Annotated in this window: 14 protein-coding genes; 8 read left to right on the plus strand and 6 right to left on the minus strand. The window is 59.8% G+C overall.

Annotation, left to right across the window (positions count from 1 at the left end):
- Positions 1-595 precede the first annotated feature (595 nt).
- Positions 596-2482 carry a propionate--CoA ligase gene (gene prpE, locus VF436_RS08945; protein WP_330903664.1) on the plus strand — a complete coding sequence of 629 codons (1887 nt, stop codon included), beginning with the start codon at positions 596-598 and terminating at the stop codon, positions 2480-2482.
- Between the two features lie 208 nt (positions 2483-2690).
- Here prpE and ahpF read toward each other — a convergent pair whose 3' ends face one another.
- The 3 genes from ahpF to VF436_RS08960 all read right to left on the minus strand — a co-directional run bounded on the left by ahpF (position 2691) and on the right by VF436_RS08960 (position 6468).
- Positions 2691-4271, minus strand: a complete 1581-nt coding sequence (ahpF, locus tag VF436_RS08950; protein ID WP_330903665.1) for an alkyl hydroperoxide reductase subunit F — start codon at positions 4269-4271, stop codon at positions 2691-2693.
- 199 nt (positions 4272-4470) lie between these two features.
- A complete protein-coding gene (ahpC, locus tag VF436_RS08955; RefSeq protein ID WP_330903666.1) occupies positions 4471-5034 on the minus strand; it encodes an alkyl hydroperoxide reductase subunit C in 564 nt (187 codons plus the stop codon).
- Between the two features lie 123 nt (positions 5035-5157).
- The gene (locus VF436_RS08960; RefSeq protein WP_330903667.1) at positions 5158-6468 is read right to left on the minus strand and encodes a dicarboxylate/amino acid:cation symporter; all 1311 of its coding nucleotides are present in this window, start codon (positions 6466-6468) and stop codon (positions 5158-5160) included.
- Positions 6469-6643: 175 nt separating this feature from the next.
- On the opposite strand from VF436_RS08960, the gene prpB reads away from it, so the two are divergent.
- Positions 6644-7531 (plus strand): methylisocitrate lyase, encoded by an 888-nt coding sequence (prpB, locus tag VF436_RS08965; protein WP_330903668.1) that lies wholly within the window; start codon positions 6644-6646, stop codon positions 7529-7531.
- Between the two features lie 75 nt (positions 7532-7606).
- On the plus strand, positions 7607-8752 hold the full coding sequence (gene prpC / locus VF436_RS08970; RefSeq protein WP_330903669.1) for a bifunctional 2-methylcitrate synthase/citrate synthase: 1146 nt from the start codon (positions 7607-7609) through the stop codon (positions 8750-8752).
- Positions 8753-8991: 239 nt separating this feature from the next.
- On the opposite strand, the gene VF436_RS08975 is transcribed toward prpC, so the two are convergent.
- A complete protein-coding gene (locus VF436_RS08975) occupies positions 8992-10620 on the minus strand; it encodes a multicopper oxidase family protein (protein ID WP_330903670.1) in 1629 nt (542 codons plus the stop codon).
- Between the two features lie 329 nt (positions 10621-10949).
- Between VF436_RS08975 and VF436_RS08980 the strand changes: the two genes are divergently transcribed.
- Positions 10950-11534 (plus strand): hypothetical protein, encoded by a 585-nt coding sequence (locus tag VF436_RS08980; protein ID WP_330903671.1) that lies wholly within the window; start codon positions 10950-10952, stop codon positions 11532-11534.
- A 1028-nt stretch (positions 11535-12562) separates the two neighbouring features.
- The gene (locus VF436_RS08985; protein ID WP_330903672.1) at positions 12563-13777 is read left to right on the plus strand and encodes a multidrug effflux MFS transporter; all 1215 of its coding nucleotides are present in this window, start codon (positions 12563-12565) and stop codon (positions 13775-13777) included.
- Positions 13778-13831: 54 nt separating this feature from the next.
- Here VF436_RS08985 and VF436_RS08990 read toward each other — a convergent pair whose 3' ends face one another.
- Positions 13832-14437 carry a TetR/AcrR family transcriptional regulator gene (locus VF436_RS08990; protein WP_330903673.1) on the minus strand — a complete coding sequence of 202 codons (606 nt, stop codon included), beginning with the start codon at positions 14435-14437 and terminating at the stop codon, positions 13832-13834.
- Positions 14438-14537: 100 nt separating this feature from the next.
- Between VF436_RS08990 and VF436_RS08995 the strand changes: the two genes are divergently transcribed.
- The 3 genes from VF436_RS08995 to VF436_RS09005 all read left to right on the plus strand — a co-directional run bounded on the left by VF436_RS08995 (position 14538) and on the right by VF436_RS09005 (position 17497).
- Positions 14538-15665, plus strand: a complete 1128-nt coding sequence (locus VF436_RS08995) for an MBL fold metallo-hydrolase (RefSeq protein ID WP_330903674.1) — start codon at positions 14538-14540, stop codon at positions 15663-15665.
- A gap of 123 nt (positions 15666-15788) precedes the next feature.
- The gene (locus VF436_RS09000) at positions 15789-16739 is read left to right on the plus strand and encodes an ABC transporter ATP-binding protein (protein ID WP_330903675.1); all 951 of its coding nucleotides are present in this window, start codon (positions 15789-15791) and stop codon (positions 16737-16739) included.
- A complete protein-coding gene (locus VF436_RS09005; protein ID WP_330903676.1) occupies positions 16736-17497 on the plus strand; it encodes an ABC transporter permease in 762 nt (253 codons plus the stop codon). The genes VF436_RS09000 and VF436_RS09005 overlap by 4 nt, the downstream gene beginning before the upstream one ends.
- A gap of 41 nt (positions 17498-17538) precedes the next feature.
- On the opposite strand, the gene VF436_RS09010 is transcribed toward VF436_RS09005, so the two are convergent.
- Positions 17539-18169: RNA polymerase sigma factor (locus VF436_RS09010; protein ID WP_330903677.1), on the minus strand; the 631-nt coding region annotated here is incomplete at its 5' end.

Below are 18169 nucleotides of genomic sequence, written 5' to 3' on the forward strand. Positions count from 1 at the left end.
GAGCCGGACCCAGAGCATGCGGTTATCGAAATCGCCGCTGCAATTATGCAGGTGGCCAGCAGGGTCTGTTTAAGTGCAGAGCCGATACGAGAGTTATCCATGACTATTCTCCGCCAAATAACATCGTGGCTCAGGCGCGCCTTCAGCTATGGCCTCAGCGGCTCATAGTTTAAAGATGTCCCGAGGAATTTGATGAGTCACCCCTTATTTCCGAAGGCTGGCCGAGCGGACGATAACTGAAACGGATGGTTTAGTTATTTCCCGGTAATGGCATTCGGATGATTTGATTATTTGTGCTTTCACGGTGAAGGCGCAATATAACTTTTGTGTTGTTTTCGTAAATGGCTATGTATACATTCTTTTTCACGCATATCGACGCCTGATCTCGCATCCGTAATGGTTCATGATTTTATCTTGCTAATTCACGGGCTGGGATCGTTAATCATTTGATCGATTCAATTTGATTTTCTCGTGAAAGGAAACCCCACGTGGCCATGAGAAGGGGACGAATCCGGGCATTTTTCGACCAAGGTCTACTGCAGCCGATCACCGAGGTGGTTCACGCTTGGAGCGGGGCCACCGGATGGAAGAGAGCATGAGTTATGAGACGTTCTACCGCCGCTCTATCGAAGAACCGGAGGCGTTCTGGGAAGAGCAGGCCCGGCTTATTGACTGGCATACCCCTCCAGCGCAGATTCTGGATGCTTCGGCTTTACCGTTCCGGCGCTGGTTTGCTGGAGGTACAACCAACCTGTGCCACAACGCCATTGACCGGCACCTGGAAGCTCGGGGCGACCAACTGGCGTTGGTCTCGATTTCAACCGAGACCGGGATTACACGTGAATTGACCTATCGCCAGTTGCATCGGGAGGTCAATACGTTTGCTGCGGTATTGGCATCGTTGGGCATCGGCCGCGGAGATCGGGTGGTGATCTACCTGCCTAACATCGCTGAAGCCGTATTCGCCATGCTCGCTTGTGCGAGGCTTGGGGCGGTCCACTCGGTGGTGTTTGGCGGCTTTGCGGCGCACAACCTGGCGTTGCGGATCGATGACGCGCAACCGAAGCTGCTCATCGCCGCCGACGCCGGTATGCGGGGTGGTGCGGTAATCCCGTACAAGCCTTTGGTCGACGCGGCGCTGGAAGAGGCTGCCTTTCCACCGCCCCACGTGCTGCTGGTGGATCGCAAGCTCGATCCACAAATGACCAGGGTGGCTGGGCGTGATATGGACTACGAGCCATTGCGTGCCCGGTACGACGGTGCTGACGTACCCGTGGCCTGGATGGAGTCGAATCAGCCCAGTTACCTGCTCTATACCTCGGGTACGACCGGCAAGCCCAAGGGAATCCAGCGCGACGTGGGCGGATATGCCGTGGCGATGGCGATGTCGATCCGTTACATCTTCGATATCCAGCCGGGGCAGGTCATCTTTTCCACGTCCGATGTCGGTTGGGCGGTGGGGCATTCCTACAACGTCTACGGTCCACTGATCGGCGGGGCGACGTCCTTGCTTTATGAAGGCACGCCGGTCCGGCCTGACCCAGGTATCTGGTGGAAGCTCTGCGAGCAGTACGGCGTGCGGACCATGTTTTCGTCGCCTACCGCGGTGCGCATGCTCAAAAAGCAGGATGCGTCATGGCTTAAGAAACGCGATCTTCCGGCCCTGCGCTGGTTGTTCCTGGCCGGCGAGCCGCTGGATGAGCCTACAGCGCAGTGGATTACCGACGGACTGGGTGTGCCGGTGATCGACAACTACTGGCAGACCGAGACAGGATGGCCGGCTATTACGTTGATGCCGGGGCTGGACCTTAAGCCGGTGAAATTCGGTTCACCGGGCTTTCCCGCGCCCGGCTACAAGATGAAGGTGATCGACGAGTCGACTGGTCTGGAGGCCGCCCCCGGCCAGAAGGGCGTGCTGGTGTTCGAGCCCCCGCTGCCGCCGGGTTGCCTGTCTACGGTGTGGGGCGACGATGAACGTTATCGCACCAGCTATTTCGGCCATTTCAAGGAACTCCTGTACAGCTCCCTCGATTGGGCGATTCGCGACGAACAGGGATATACGATGATCCTGGGGCGAACCGATGACGTGATCAACGTGGCTGGCCATCGATTGGGAACGCGTGAAATCGAGGAAGCCGTCTCCACGCATCCGGCGGTCGCCGAGGCGGCGGTTATTGGCATGCGTGACGCATTGAAGGGTCAGGTGCCCATCGTGTTCGCCACGCTCAAGCAGGGTGCGGCCGACGCCGCTGATGTGGCGCTTGGCATGCAGCAGCGGGTGGCCGATCAGCTGGGCAAGTTCGCCCGGCCGTCACGCGTGTATGTAGTCAATGCGTTACCCAAGACGCGTTCTGGCAAGTTACTGCGGCGCTCGCTGCAAGCCTTGGCCGAGCAACGCGATCCAGGTGACCTTTCCACGCTCGATGATCCATCGGCGCTGGATGAGATTCGCAAGGCGCTGGAGCGAGGAGAGGATGGATGACACGAGAGGGGATCGACAATGGATTATGGGCGCCCAAGTTTGAAAATGTGCGTCAGCTGCAAAGTGCCGATGCTCTTATCCTCACCCTGAGGACTGTGGCCGGTGGTAGGTTGTGTTCGCCCGCAGCCCATCTCCAGCCCTCAAAGACAAGACCCAGGGGACATGCATTCCCGGGGTCTTGAGCGGCTTGCCCTGCGAGGCGCGACGCTTAGGCAGCGATATCTTCCTTTACGTCCACCGGCAGGCGGATCAGGTGATCGAAGGCGCTGAGCGAGGCCTTGGCGCCTTCACCCATGGCTATGATGATCTGCTTGAACGGCGTGGTAGTCGCGTCACCGGCGGCGAATACGCCCGGTACCGAAGTGCGGCCGTGCGAATCGACCTCTATCTCGCCGCGTGGCGACAGCTTGATCGAATCCTTCAGCCATTCGGTATTGGGCAACAGACCGATCTGTACGAAGATGCCTTCCAGTTCCACGCGGTGGCTCTGGCCGCTGACGCGATCAGTGAACTGGATGCCTTGTACCTTGTTGCCATCGCCCAGTACTTCGGTGGTCTGTGCGTTGACGATGACATCGACATTGGGCAGGCTGCGCAGCTTGCGTTGCAAGACGTCGTCAGCACGCAACTTGCTGTCAAATTCCAGTAGCGTCACATGGCCGACGATGCCTGCCAGATCGATGGCCGCTTCCACGCCCGAGTTGCCACCGCCGATCACGGCCACGCGCTTGCCCTTGAACAAGGGGCCATCGCAATGTGGGCAATAGGTGACGCCCTTGTTGCGATATTCCTGTTCGCCTGGCACGCCGATGTTGCGCCAGCGGGCGCCGGTGGACAGCACGACCGATTTGGCCTTGAGTGTGGCACCGTTGGCCAGGCGGATCTCGATCAAGCCACCGGGATGCTTTGGTGCGATCAACTGTTCGGCGCGCTGGTTGTTCATCACGTCCACATCGTATTCGTGTACGTGTTGCTCAAGCGCGGCAGCCATCTTCGGACCTTCCGTGTAAGGGACGGAGATGAAGTTTTCGATTGACATGGTATCTAGTACCTGACCACCGAAGCGCTCCGCTGCCACACCAGTGCGGATGCCTTTGCGTGCCGAATAAACGGCGGCGGCCGCGCCGGCGGGGCCGCCGCCGACAACCAGCACATCGAAGGCTGCCTTGTTGCGCATGCGCTCTGCATCGCGCTTGGCGGCGCCGGCATCGATGCGCGTGACGATCTGCTCGACCGACATGCGACCGGTATCAAACAGCTCGCCATTGAGAAATACAGTCGGCACGGACATCACCTCACGTGCATTGACCTCATCCTGGAACAGCGCGCCATCGATGGCGACATGCTTGATATTGGGATTGAGCACGCTGATCAGATTCAGGGCCTGCACGGTATCCGGGCAGCTATGGCAGGAGAGCGACATGAAAGTCTCGAAGCGATACTCGCCCTCCAGGTTCTGGATCTGCTCGATCAGCTCGGGTGCGGCCTTTGACGGATGGCCGCCGACCTGCAACAGCGCCAGCACCAGTGAAGTGAATTCGTGGCCCATGGGAATGCCGGCGAAGCTGACGCTTACGTCGGTGCCCAGGCGGTTGATGCTGAATGACGGCGTGCGCGGTGCATCGGCGCGGCGCAGTGTGATCTTCGACGACATGGCCTCGATGTCGGTCAGCAGGGACAGTAGTTCCTGCGATGCGGCGTTGTCGTCCAGGGAGGCCACCAGTTCGATCGGGTGTACGACCTTTTCGAGGTAAGCCTGCAATTGGGTCTTCAGATCGGCGTCCAACATGGTGGATGACTCCGTTAGTCTTCAGGTCGAGAAAAACACGCGATGTGTAGTTTCAGGGTGAGCACAGCCACAGGCTACGGCGTGCAGGCCGCGCACTTGGCTTGATTTACAGCGTGATGGGTGAGGCGGACCCGGCAGGCCTGCCGGGTCCGGGGCGGCCCGAAAAGAGTACCGGGCCGCAAGACACCAGAACGGTGGCTTAGATCTTGCCAACCAGGTCAAGCGACGGCTTGAGGGTCTTCTCGCCTTCCTTCCACTTGGCCGGGCACACTTCGCCCGGGTGGGAGGCGACGTATTGAGCAGCCTTGACCTTGCGCAGCAGCTCACCAGCGTCGCGGCCGATGCCGTTATCGTGGATTTCGCAAAGCTTGATCTGGCCTTCCGGATTGATCACGAAGGTGCCGCGCAGCGCCAGGCCTTCCTCTTCGATCATCACGTCGAAGTTGCGGGTGATCGTGCCGGTCGGATCGGCCAGCATGGTGTACTTGACCTTGCCGATCGCGTCGGACGTGTCATGCCACGCCTTGTGCGAAAAATGCGTGTCGGTCGAAACGGAGTAGATCTCCACACCCAGCTTCTGGAATTGCTCGTAATGGTCGGCCAGGTCTTCCAGCTCGGTCGGGCACACGAAGGTGAAGTCGGCGGGGTAGAACACCACGACAGACCACTTGCCCTTCAACGAGGCATCCGTGACTTCGAGGAACTGGCCGTTCTTGTAAGCCTGGGTCTTGAACGGCTTGATTTGGGTGTTGATCAAGGACATCGATGTTTCCCGTTGTAGTGGGTGGTAAAGCGCACATTTTACGCAAGATGGGCGATAAGGCTAATTGATTGTTGGGATGGTCACGATTGACCTTGTCTATGAATCGACGCTTTCACGATATCTTCATCCGGCCTCATCGACTCCAGATCGAGCGTCGACCACGGTGGCGACCACGATGTCACTGCCGACATTGACCGTGGTACGCAACATGTCCAGGAGGCGATCGACGCCAAGCACGATACCGATGCCCTCGGGAGGTACGCCGAAGGTAGCCAGCAAGCCAGCGATCAACGGCAGCGAACCGCCAGGGATTCCGGCCACCGCCACCGCGCTCAGCACGGCAAGCAGCATCAGCAATGCCTGCTGGGCCAGTGATAGTTCCACCCCAAACGCTTGCGCCACGAATAGCACGACGCAACCCTCGAACAGTGCCGTACCACTCATGTTCATGGTGGCGCCCAGCGGTAACACGAAGCCAGCCGTGGCCGGGCGCAGTTTCAGCTCTTCACGCGCGATAGCCAGGGAGGTGGGCAGGGAGGCGCTGCTGGAACTGGTCGAGAACGCCGTGATCAGCACAGGCCGGATCTGCCTGAAGAATTCCAGTGGGCGCCGACGGGCCAGGAAACGAAGCCATAGCGACATGGTGCCAAACAGCTGCAACAGCAGTGCGCCAGCACAACCGAGCACGAATACCGCCAGTGTAATGAAGATGCCCGCGCCGACCTTGACGATCACACTGTAGATCATGGCAGGCACCGCGATCGGCGCCAGGCGCAGTGCAATACCGACGATACCGGTCATGATGTCGTTGACCGTTTCCATGCCGGCGAGAAACCGCACGCGCCGATCTTCGCTCAGCCGTGTAGCTGCGGCGCCTGCCAGGATGGCAAACAGGATCAATGGCAACACTTCGCCGAGTGCGCCGCGATGCTGTCCGATGAAGGCGCCAAAGAGATTGCGCGGCATGAACATGTCTACCAGCAGCATCAGGCTGAAGACAGGGCGTTCGCTGCTTGCGCTGACGGCTTGCTGTGCATGGCCTCCGTATTCGCGCATGAGCAGCGAGCGCGCCTCTTCGCCCAGATGTTGCCCCGGTTGTAGCAGGTTCATCACTAGCAAGCCCAGGCATACGCCAATGCACATGTTCAATGTGAACAGGGAAAAGCTGCGCATGGCCAGGGGACCCAGGCGATCAAGCCGGCCCAGCTGTGCGACGCCCGACGCGAGCGAAGCAAAGACCAGCGGTATCACGACGAAGAAAAGCAGGCGTAGAAAAACCTGGCCCAGAGGATCGAGAACCTCGGTGGCCACCGTTCTGGCGCCGCTGAGGATGGTGGGATGAGAAGCGCCAACCAGGAGCGTGAGGATGCCCGCGCCGATGCCGACGGCGAGGCCCCAGAGAATGCGGTTGGCCAGTGTGGATGAATGTGCCATGAGCTTCCTGCTCTACAAGTTTCCGGCAGTTTACGGCGTTGACGGCTGTCGCGTGTAACTTTTTGCTGGTCTGTAAGTTATCCAGGCGGATGCTCTCATGCTGCTATGCAATAAACGCAGTCAGAGCATCCTCGGTGGCCGGTGCGCTAAAATGCGACTTTCCCCTGGAGGCACCATGGCCCACTCAGCATCCGCCGGCGAGCGCTTTCGCGCTGCCCTGGCCGCCGAACATCCCCTGCAAGTCATCGGTGCGATCAATGCCAACCATGCGTTGTTGGCCAAGCGCGCCGGATATCGCGCGATCTACCTCTCAGGTGGCGGCGTCGCTGCTGGCTCGCTAGGGGTTCCAGACCTGGGCATCAATACGCTCGAAGACGTGCTGATCGATGTTCGGCGCATTACCGACGTGTGCGATACGCCGTTGATGGTGGATATCGATACTGGCTTTGGCCCGAGTGCGTTCAATATTGCACGCACCGTGAAAAGTCTCATCAAGGCAGGGGCCGCGGCCTGCCATATCGAGGATCAGGTGGGTGCCAAGCGTTGCGGGCATCGTCCTGGCAAGGAAATTGTCTCGGCCAGCGAAATGGCCGATCGCGTGAAAGCGGCTGCCGATGCCAAGACCGATGCAGATTTCTTTCTCATCGCACGTACCGACGCGATCGCCGTTGACGGTGTCGATGCCGCTATCGAGCGCGCCATGGCCTGCGTCGAGGCAGGGGCCGATGGCATCTTCGCCGAAGCGGCTTACGATCTTCCCACCTATCGTCGTTTTGTCGATGCGGTCAAGGTGCCGGTGCTGGCCAACATCACCGAATTCGGCAAGACGCCCCTGTTCAGCGTGGAAGAACTGGCGACGGCCGGTGTGGGTATCGTGCTGTATCCGCTGTCTGCGTTTCGCGCGATGAACAAGGCCGCCGAACAGGTCTATATCGCCATCCGCCGCGATGGTCACCAGCGCAACGTGATCGACACCATGCAGACGCGCGAGGAACTCTACGACCGTATCGGTTATCACGAGTTCGAACAGCGCCTGGATGCGCTGTTCGCCAAGAAGAGCTGATTTTCCCCACTTCCTGCGGGGCGCGCACCCGGCGCCCCGTGTGTTCCTTATAAGGCATGTCCAGGAGATTCACCGATGAGCGAGCAAGTGCTTCCCAAGGCCAAGAAATCCGTGGCCCTTTCCGGCGTGGCTGCGGGCAATACCGCGCTGTGCACCGTGGGCCGCAGCGGCAATGATCTGCATTACCGGGGGTACGACATCCACGATCTGGCGGCCAAGGGATGTTTCGAGGAAGTGGCCTACCTGCTGGTGCATGGCGTGCTGCCCAATTGGGCCGAACTCAATGCCTACCGGGCCAAGCTCAAGCGCCTGCGCGGCCTGCCTGCGCCGGTCAAGAGCGCGCTGGAGCTGTTGCCGGCGGCGACCCATCCGATGGATGTGATGCGTACCGGTTGCTCGGTCTTGGGCACCGTGTTGCCGGAGAAAGACGATCACAACGTCACCGGCGCGCGTGACATAGCCGATCGCCTGATGGCCTGCTTCGGTTCCATCCTTCTTTACTGGTATCACTTCAGCCACAACGGCAAACGCATCGAGACCGAGACAGAAGATGATTCGGTCGCCGCGCACTTCCTGCACCTGCTGCATGGCAGGAAGCCGAGTGAACTGCATGCGCAGGCCCTTGACAAGTCGTTAGTGCTGTACGCCGAGCATGAGTTTAATGCATCCACCTTCACCGCCCGCGTCATCGCCGGTACGGGGTCGGACATGTATTCGGCCATCACCGGCGCGATTGGCGCACTGCGTGGCCCCAAGCACGGCGGTGCCAACGAAGTGGCCATGGAGATCATCGCGCGTTACCGTAATGCCGTCGATGCCGATGCGGATATCCGCGCTCGGGTCGAGCGCAAGGAGATCGTGATCGGCTTTGGCCACCCGGTGTATACCGTGTCCGATCCTCGCAACGAGATCATCAAGGAGATTTCGCGCAAGCTTTGCACGGATGGGGGCAATCCCACGTTGTTCGAAGTGTCCGAGCGGATCGAGAAGACCATGTGGGAGTTGAAGAAGATGTTCCCCAACCTCGATTGGTATTCGGCCAGCGCGTACCACATGATGGGTGTGCCAACGGCAATGTTCACCCCCCTGTTCGTGATGTCGCGTACGTCCGGTTGGAGCGCACACGTGATCGAGCAGCGTCAAGACGGCAAGATCATTCGTCCAAGCGCCAATTACACGGGGCCGGAAGACCTGGCATACGTGCCGATCGAAAAGCGCTAAACAGCTTTGTCAGTATCGTGTTGGGGGCTTCAATGGCAGAAGGGAGCTTTTGAAGCCTCCAGGACGCGATGCTGAACCTGCCGGGACGACCGGATAGGAAGCGCTTCTAGCGTTTCCCCGAAGCCGTAACCTCACACGCTCCGGTCGTAGGAGCGACTTCGGTCGCGAAGCCATCTGCGATTCGGTCGCAGGCCTCCAGGCCGCGCCGACGTCGCGACGAAGGCTGTTCCCGTCAACGCTTAGACCAACTCGTATGGCCGCATCATCTCGTTGTCCTCGTGCTCGAGATAATGGCAGTGCCAGACGTATTTGCCGGGCTCTCCCTCGAAATGAGCGATGATGCGCGTGACCATGCCCGGATCGGCGCGCACAGTATCTTTCCAACCCATTTCGTGGGCCGGCGGTGGCAATGCAGGACCGGTGTACCTGATCTTGCGTTGGGCGTTCCAGGTGAAAATGTCGAACGGTCGGCGGTCGAGCACCTGAAAACGCACCAGATGCAGATGCACCGGATGGGTGTCGCCGGTGATATTGACGAAACTCCAGATTTCCGTGGTGTTGCGCTTGGGCTTTTCGGTGATCGGGTCCGACCACATTTTGCCACCCAACATCATCATCATCGGGTTGCCGCCTGAATCATCCTGTTCGCCAAGCGTGAGCATGCGCTCGTGTATCGCTGTGCTCGTGGCGATGCGAGGGACGGTGCGCAGCGTCGCGGGTAGTTTTGAGGTGTCGGGCCGCCCCTTATCGCGTACACGAAACTCCATGATGCCATCCCTTTGTTGGCGTAGTTGCACGGTCTTGCCGTCCAGGCCTGAAAAATCCACGATTACATCGGCGCGCTCGGCTGGATAGAGCTCCATGCGCAAGCGCTCCAGCGGCGCTGGAAGCAGGCCCTGGTCGCTGGCGATTTGGTGGAAGCTGCCCTGTGACAGCGAAAGATCGAAGAATCGCGTGTTGGCGGCATTGATGAGGCGTAGCCGATATTTGCGAGGCTCCACGTCCATATAGGGAAACAGCTTGCCATTACACAACATGGCATTGCCATAGCATTCCGATACCCATGGTGCCGAAGGGTCATCTGAAACGGGGTAGTAGAGCTGGCCATCCTCGCCGATCAGCCGATCGTAGAGTATCAAAGGAAGGTCGAATTCACCGGCAGGCAGGCCAAGGGCCTCTTCTTCCGCATCGCGCACCAGAAATGCCCCGAACAGCCCGGCATAGATGTTCAGCCGGGTAATACCCATGGCATGGTCGTGATACCACAACGTGGCGGCGTCCTGACCGTTGGGATAATAATAGGACAGGGATTTGCCCGGAACGTACCAGTCTTCAGGAAAGCCATCGCTATCGGCCGGCGCACGCGCGCCATGCACATGCGTGACGGTGCGTACTTCCGGCTTGTCGCGCTCGGCACCGTGGATATTATGGTCGATTGGCAGGAAATGACGGGCTGGCAGCGCGTTCGCCCATTCGATCAACACCGGCTTGTCGCGCGTGAGTTCAAGCGTGGGGCCGGGTGAAATACCGTTGTAGCCCCACATGGGCGTGCCAGGCAAATCGCGATGCAGCCTGGCGCTGAATGCGCGCATCTCGATACGGTAGTAGTCGATCTTTTCACCAGGACGGGTCGGGTGGACGCGTTGACCCTGTGGCTTGCCGATGGCAGGAATCGGCAAAGCGTCGACATAGCGGGCCAGATGCGCGGGATTGACGATGGGCACCTTGGGTGCGGCCAGGGTAGGCATGGCCATGCGCCCAGGGCCATGCATCGAATCGGCGTGAGCCATGCGCAGGACATCGCCCAGGGCAAGCGCACCCAACAGCCTGCCCGTGCCTGCGAGAAAACGGCGTCTGGAATGGATCATGGGGTCTCGATGTGGCGAATGGGACAACGTCTCTGGCGAACCTGGTTCCTGCCACGGCCGTATTCCTTTGGAACCGAGGCATCCAGTCACCGTAGGTAGTCCATGTGACAGTCTGATGGCGGTCGCGCGCGGAGAGGGCTGAATATGTGACGTACCCTGAAATACGACATCTAGCTCGCAAATTTAGGATTACTTTTATAGTGCCTTCGTGGTTGGCCGCTTAGCGTCGAGGCCTTCGTTTCTCGCCGAGTGCCTGTATCCGTGAGCCAAGAACCATTCAAGATGGTCTGCGAGTGATTGAGCCACTTTTACAGTGCACCACTGTAACGATGCCTCTGACCTGCGATGAGCGACAGCGCTTGCGTATTCGTTACTGGATGCATGTCCTTGCGCTGGTTTGCATGCTGTCGTTGATGGGAATGGCCGTGGCATTGATTCGCTACATGGCGGTCGACGGATTGCCTCGCCTCATCCTGGTGGGACTATGCCTGCTGGCAGGATTTTCGCTGGCTTGGATTCCCGGACTGCTTCGGCGTTGTCGTGTCGCGCACGCCGATTGCGTGTCCGGCAGCAAGCGGGTGGTACGAGGTCCCTTGCTGGCCATCGAAAATCTCGCGGTCCGTACAGGGCGGCGTGTGCCGCGTTTTCGCTGGCTGGTTGGCGATACCTTGATACGTATCGATCCCGTCTGGGACATGCCCTATATGCGCGATGCGCTAGGCGCGCGGATTCGCCGTCATGATTGCGTGCGACTGCAACGGCTCGGCATGATGATCGAAGTACACGTGAGCTGGGTCAGCGGGAGAGTGTTGGCCGTCGCAGAAAAAGACCCGGGCCGGGGCGAGGTTTGCCGCGTGGCGCTGTGCCCTTTTCCTCGCCTGAGAAACGGGCATCTTCCTTGCGAGCGATGTTGATCGCTGCGGTATCGATCAGCCTTTGTATGCGGTGGCGAGGCAAACAAGTGATCGATAAATGAAATTCTGTCGTGCCTGGTCGAGGTTCCGTCTACAAGCGTTCCTGCTTTGGCTTCTGGCCTGCCGGTGAATTTGTGCATACCCATTGGAGAATCCAGCAGGCAGCCCGGGCGACGCGATCGCGTGCCGTTGATGACTGCGAGGTTCGCATCAGTTCCCGCATGGCCTGCGAGGGGGCTATCGGTGCTTGACCAGCCTGGCGAATCAGGATTGCGCATCAGGGTTGTTCGACCACCATCTCAAGCGGCTCACCTGGCCGCGCAGCCACTGGCTGGACCAGGCATGGCACGAAGTAAGTTTTTTTCGGCGTTTGCATGCGATTGGCTGATGTAGATATTCCCCAACGAAAGTAGCGGAGCCAATTTCGGAAGCAGGGCAAGCTTCGGCGTGCGCATGCCATGGCAATGCAGATGCCATCGTCAATAGCACTAGACCGATGCGGCGCCTTGGGGTTTTTCATGTATGTATCGTGCCACGCGATGGGCGAGTCGTTGCCCCCACATGTCGAGGAATCGATATGACTTACCCATCGTTTGGGCTTATGGTGCCGATTGCGTGACGACTTGGCAGACTGGGTCGCCGTCGATCCCCAGCCAGATACGTCGCTCAGGTAGACCAACTCGCTGGCTATTCCCGTTCGTCGTGCGGTTGGCGTGCTGCAAGATGACAGTCTGGACGGGGGTATTCGCATTCGTGGCCAGATCGACGATGCCTGGCGCGTTAACGTCGTTAGCGCGAGCGCCGCGTCGGTAACGAAGCGAAAACGTATGGGATGTCGGCTCTGGATGACATCTGGTTGGGGCTATGTCGGATCGTCATGGGCCAGTTGGCCTTGATGGAGCGCTGCTATGATGGCGATGCGTCAATGGGCTTGAATTTCAGAACTGATTAGTTCAATAATTGGCCTTGACCCTTCCCCCGCCGGTGTGCGGCCGCTCCAGGCTGCGCCTTAGCCAAAAGGATTTTTCATGAACTCCCGTTTCCTCGGGGCGGCGATCATTCTCGGCCTGCTGTCGGCGATTGGGCCGTTCGCGATCGATATGTACCTGCCTGCCTTGCCTGCCATCAAGCAGAGCTTGCAGACCGATGTCGATACTGCGCAGATGAGCTTGATGGCATTTTTTATTTCGCTCGGCGTCGGTCAGCTTGTCTACGGCCCGGTGTCGGACATGCTCGGGCGCAAGCGACCGATCTACTTCGGCTTGGTGGTCTTCGCGCTCGGTAGTATCGGATGCGCGCTGGCGCCGGATATCCATACGCTGATCGCCTTCCGTTTTCTGCAAGGCATCGGTGCGTGTGCTTGTACCGTGATCCCTCGCGCCATCGTGCGCGACATGCATACCGGCCATGACGCGGCACGCCTGATGGCGCTGTTGATGCTCGTGTTCAGTGTTTCGCCGATTCTTGCACCGCTGACTGGTAGCCTGGTGATTCGACTGGGCAGTTGGCGCGGCATTTTCTGGACGATCATGTGTGCGGCGCTGTTTGGCTTGCTGTTGGCGATCATGGTGCTGAAGGAAACCCGTCCTCCCGAGCGGAGATTGGGCAGCAGCTTCGGATCGGCGCTACGCTCATATGGTGTGCTGCTACGTGATCGCCACTACCTTGGCCTGATCTTCATCGGCTCGTTTGGTGTGGGCAGTTTCTTCGCCTATCTGGCCAATTCTTCGTTCATCTTGATCAATCACTACGGTTTGACCGAAACGCAGTACAGCATGGCTTTCTCGGTCAACGCGGTTGCGTTCATCGGCGCGGCGCAATTTGCTGGAAAGCTGGGCGCGCGGCATGGCTTGGCCAAGGTGGTGCGCACGGCGGTGTTCGGTTATGCCGGCGCGATGGTGAGCCTGCTGGTGCTCAACATCATGGGCGTAACGCAGTTGCCGGTGCTGATGACGGTGCTGTTCATCGGTTATGGCTTCCTGGGCCTGGTGATTCCCAGTTCGGCGGTGTTGGCGTTGGACGATCACGGCAAGATCGCCGGTACTGCGGCTGCCTTGATGGGTACCATGCAATTTGTCGTCGGCGCGGCCGTGGTTGGCGTGATCGGGCGATTCTTCAACGGCACGGCGCTGCCCATGGTGGCTGGTATCGCCGCGTGCTCGGTGATCACGTTCACACTGGCCCAGGTGACGCTGCGGCACCGTCGTTACACGCGTACGGCGGCGGTGGAAGGCGCGCACTGATTTACAACGGACCTTCACCCGATGCGGGCAAGAATCGCCCGCATCGGGTGAATTTCATGCTTCAGTGTGCGCGAGGCGCGCCATCAGCATGCGGCAGGCTTCTTCGACCACTGCCTTCTGGACGGCAGGCGAGGGCGCTGGTCGCCAGCCGATCACCGACTGCCAGTACGTGCATGACTTGAGGATGCCGGTGAACATTTCGACGGCGAGGGCAGGGTCGAGCTGGCCGAGCTTTCCCACGGCGTGGGCATCGGCGAACCAGCGATGCAGGCCCCATTCCTTTTCTTCGAAGCGTTGCAGCAGTCGCTTGCTTTGCGCCTGGGAGCGCATGGCCTCGATCATGATCACCCTGCTGAGGCGCGTGTAAGGTTCATCGCAGATGAGCTGCATTTCCTTCCAGGCGATCTCGCGCAACTGAGTTTCGAAATCTCGATTGGCATCATGGCGAAGCTGGCCCAGAGGTTCGACCCGCGAAATCATCAGTTCGACGACTTCGGCGAAGACTGCATCGATCGATGGAAAATACTTGTACAAGGTACGCTTGGAGACCGCCGCGCGCTGCGCGATGGCTTCCATGCTTGCGCCAGCGAGCCCTTGCGCCATTAACTCGTCGATGCCCGCGTCAAGAACGGCCTGACGTTTGTTGGCGCTGCGATTCATGGGGCCCTCGACTCATGGCTGAATGAAAGTATACGCGGTAGTTTACTTTGCCGGGCAGAGAGCATAGAGTAAACGGCATCGTTTACTTTGGGGTGCCGTCATGGCCGTCGTTCTGGCAATCCTTGGCGCCATTGCTGTATTTGGCGCTACAAAGTGGTGGTCCGCACGCCAGCGGCGCGCCCTGGCGCAACGATATGGCGGTGCGCTGCGCTGGCGAGACGGACGTTTCCGCAATGTGGAACACACCCGGGTCGGCAGTTTTGGCGATGCGATGAAGCGATACTGGCAGGCTCGCGGCATTCGCCGTACACCGCGTGAGTCGCTGCCGACCGTCAAGGTACGCACAGACGTGCTGGACGGTCCTGCATCGCAGACCCTGCGCGCGACCTGGTTGGGACACTCCACGGTGCTGGTGGAGATCGACGGTCTGCGTCTGCTGACCGATCCGGTCCTCAGCGAGCGTGCTTCTCCCTTCACGTTTGCCGGTCCGAAACGTTTCGCTCCGCCTGCGCTGAGCGTGACGCAGTTGCCGCCCCTCGATGCCGTGCTGTTGTCACATGATCACTTCGATCATCTCGATCACGCCACCGTGCTTGCGCTGGCCGGGCGCGTGCCACGCTTTTATACGCCGCTTGGCGTGGGGCAGCGCCTGGTGCGCTGGGGCATCGATGCCAGCAAGGTGGTGGAACTGGACTGGTGGCAGGAGGCTCGCCTAGGGCCATTGACCCTGGCTGCCACGCCGGCACAGCACTTTTCCGGTCGCTCGTTGATCGATGGCAACAGCACGCTGTGGGCATCCTGGAGCGTGCTTGGTTCGTGCGAACGGCTGTTTTTTAGCGGCGATACGGGCATGCACCAAGGCTTTGACGAGATTGGCGAGCGCTATGGGCCGTTTGACCTGACCCTGATCGAATGCGGCGCTTATAACGAGGGCTGGCCCGATGTGCACATGCAGCCGGAACAGTCGGTGGCCGCCCACCGCATGGTGCGCGGCCGCACGATGATGCCGGTGCATTGGGGCACGTTCGACCTGGCGCTGCACCGCTGGGACGAGCCTGCCGAACGCGCCCGGGCGCTGGCGGCCGAGCAGGGCGTGCGACTGGTGCAGCCACGCCCCGGCGAGACGGTAACGCCCGATTCGCCGATGCTGGCGCCCTGGTGGCGCGCGCTGGAAAACGAAAACAAACCGGCGGCGCACGCTGCGGCGCCACAAGGGCAGGCACTCTAAGCCGGCGGGCGCGATCGGTGCATCGCAGCCGGTCGCGTCGTAGAAACGTCGCGACCAGCCCTTGAATGGCTGGGAGCCGGCCGCATTCCCTGACGATGTCCTAGCCGACGGGATTTTTCGCGCATGCCGCCAGACCAAGCATCCACCGCACCGCCGATCATTTCGGTGTCGGGCCTGAGCAAGACCTACAAGAGTGGCTTCCAGGCGCTCAAGTCGATCGACCTGGATATCCGTCGTGGCGAGATCTTCGCCTTGCTTGGTCCCAACGGCGCAGGCAAGACGACGTTGATCAGCATCATCTGCGGCATCGTCAACGCCAGTGGAGGCAACGTGCTGGCTGACGGTCACGACATTGCCCGCGACTATCGCGCAGCGCGCACCAAGATCGGTCTGGTGCCGCAGGAATTGCACACGGACGCATTCGAAACGGTCTGGGCTACAGTGCGCTTCAGCCGTGGCCTTTTCGGCAAGTCACCCAATCCAGCGCATCTGGAAAAGGTACTGAAGGACCTGTCGCTGTGGGAGAAGCGTGACAGCAAGATCATGGCGCTATCGGGGGGCATGAAGCGCCGTGTGCTGATCGCCAAGGCCCTTGCGCACGAACCGAGCATCCTGTTCCTGGATGAGCCCACCGCGGGCGTCGACGTCGAATTGCGCCACGACATGTGGCAGATGGTGCGCCGCCTGCGTGAGAACGGCGTCACGATCATTCTCACAACGCACTACATCGAGGAAGCCGAGGAGATGGCAGATCGCGTGGGTGTGATCAACAAGGGAGAACTGGTGCTGGTCGAGGACAAGCATGTGCTGATGCGCAAGCTGGGCAAGAAACAGTTGACCTTGCACTTGCAGACAACGATGTCGGCGATTCCCGAGGCCTTGCGCGACCTGCCCCTGGAGTTGGGTGAAAATGGCCAGACACTGGTCTATACCTTCGACACCCAGGCCGAGGAGACGGGTATCGCTTCCTTGTTGCGACGATTGAACGAGCAGGGGGTGGACTTCAAGGACCTGCATTCAAGCGAGAGCTCGCTGGAGGACATCTTCGTGAGCCTGGTAAGGTCGCGCGCATGAACATCTATGCCATCGCAGCCATCTATCGTTTCGAAATGGCGCGTACGTTCCGTACGTTGATGCAGAGCATCGCTTCGCCGGTCTTGTCCACGTCGCTGTATTTCGTAGTATTCGGTGCAGCCATCGGTTCGCGCATGGGTCAGATCGATGGCGTCAGCTACGGCGCCTACATCATCCCCGGCCTGATCATGTTGTCGCTGCTCAACGAGAGCATCTCCAATGCGTCGTTTGGTATCTACATGCCCAAATGGGCAGGTACCATCTTCGAGCTATTGTCCGCGCCGGTGTCGTTCCTGGAGGTGGTCATCGGTTATGTCGGCGCGGCGGCAACCAAGTCGATGATGCTGGGCCTTCTGATCCTGCTTACCGCGCGTTTGTTCGTGTCCTATGAGATCGCCCATCCGGTGTGGATGATCGGTTTCCTGGTCCTGACCTCGGTCACCTTCAGCATGTTCGGTTTCATCATCGGCCTATGGGCAGATGACTTCCAGAAACTGCAAGTGATTCCACTGATGGTGATCACTCCCTTGACGTTCCTGGGCGGAAGTTTTTACTCGATCAAGATGCTTCCGCCAGTTTGGCAGAAGATCACGTTGTTCAATCCGGTTGTTTACCTGATCAATGGATTTCGTTGGAGTTTCTACGGCGTATCGGACGTGAATGTGTTGGTCAGCGCCGGTGTGACGTTCGGCTTCCTGCTGCTGTGCCTGGGCGTGGTGTGGTGGATTTTCAGGACGGGCTACAAGCTGCGGTCCTGAGCTTCCCGCCTGGTGGGGGCGACTCCCGCAGCGGCCATCGGTTAGCCCTCACAACGCAGCGCTCGCTCCAGCAAGATCCGCCGTTCGCGTCCGTTGGATGTCAATGTCGCGGCACGCTTGAATTCCTCGCGCGCCTCGGCGATGCGTCCCAGTTTCTCCAGCAGGTCGCCGCGCACCGTTGGAAGCAGGTGATATCCCTTGAGCGCCGGGTCATGCCGTAGCCGATCGACCAACGCCAGTCCCGCTTGCGGGCCGAACGCCATGCTCATAGCGACCGCGCGATTGAGTTCGATGACCGGCGATGGCGAGAGGCTGATCAGCATGCCGTACAGGAAGGTGATCCGACGCCAGTCGGTATCCTCGGCCACGGCGGCCCGAGCGTGGCAGGCGGCGATGGCCGCCTGCAAGGCATAGGACCCGATGTCGTTTCCTAGTTGGGCGGCATGTTCGAGCGATGCCAGGCCACGGCGAATCAGCAATTGATCCCAACGGCTTCGGTCCTGCTCCAGCAACAGGACTGGCTCGCCTTGCGCGCCGATGCGCGCGCCAGTTCGCGATGCCTGCAATTCCATCAGTGCCACTAGGCCATGTACCTCCGGTTCCCGGGGCAGAAGTTGCGCCAGCATGCGGCCAAGCCTCAAGGCGTCTTCGCATAGCGACGGTCGCATCAGG

The organism is Dyella sp., from assembly GCF_036384435.1.
Classification (GTDB): Bacteria; Pseudomonadota; Gammaproteobacteria; order Xanthomonadales; family Rhodanobacteraceae; genus GSA-30.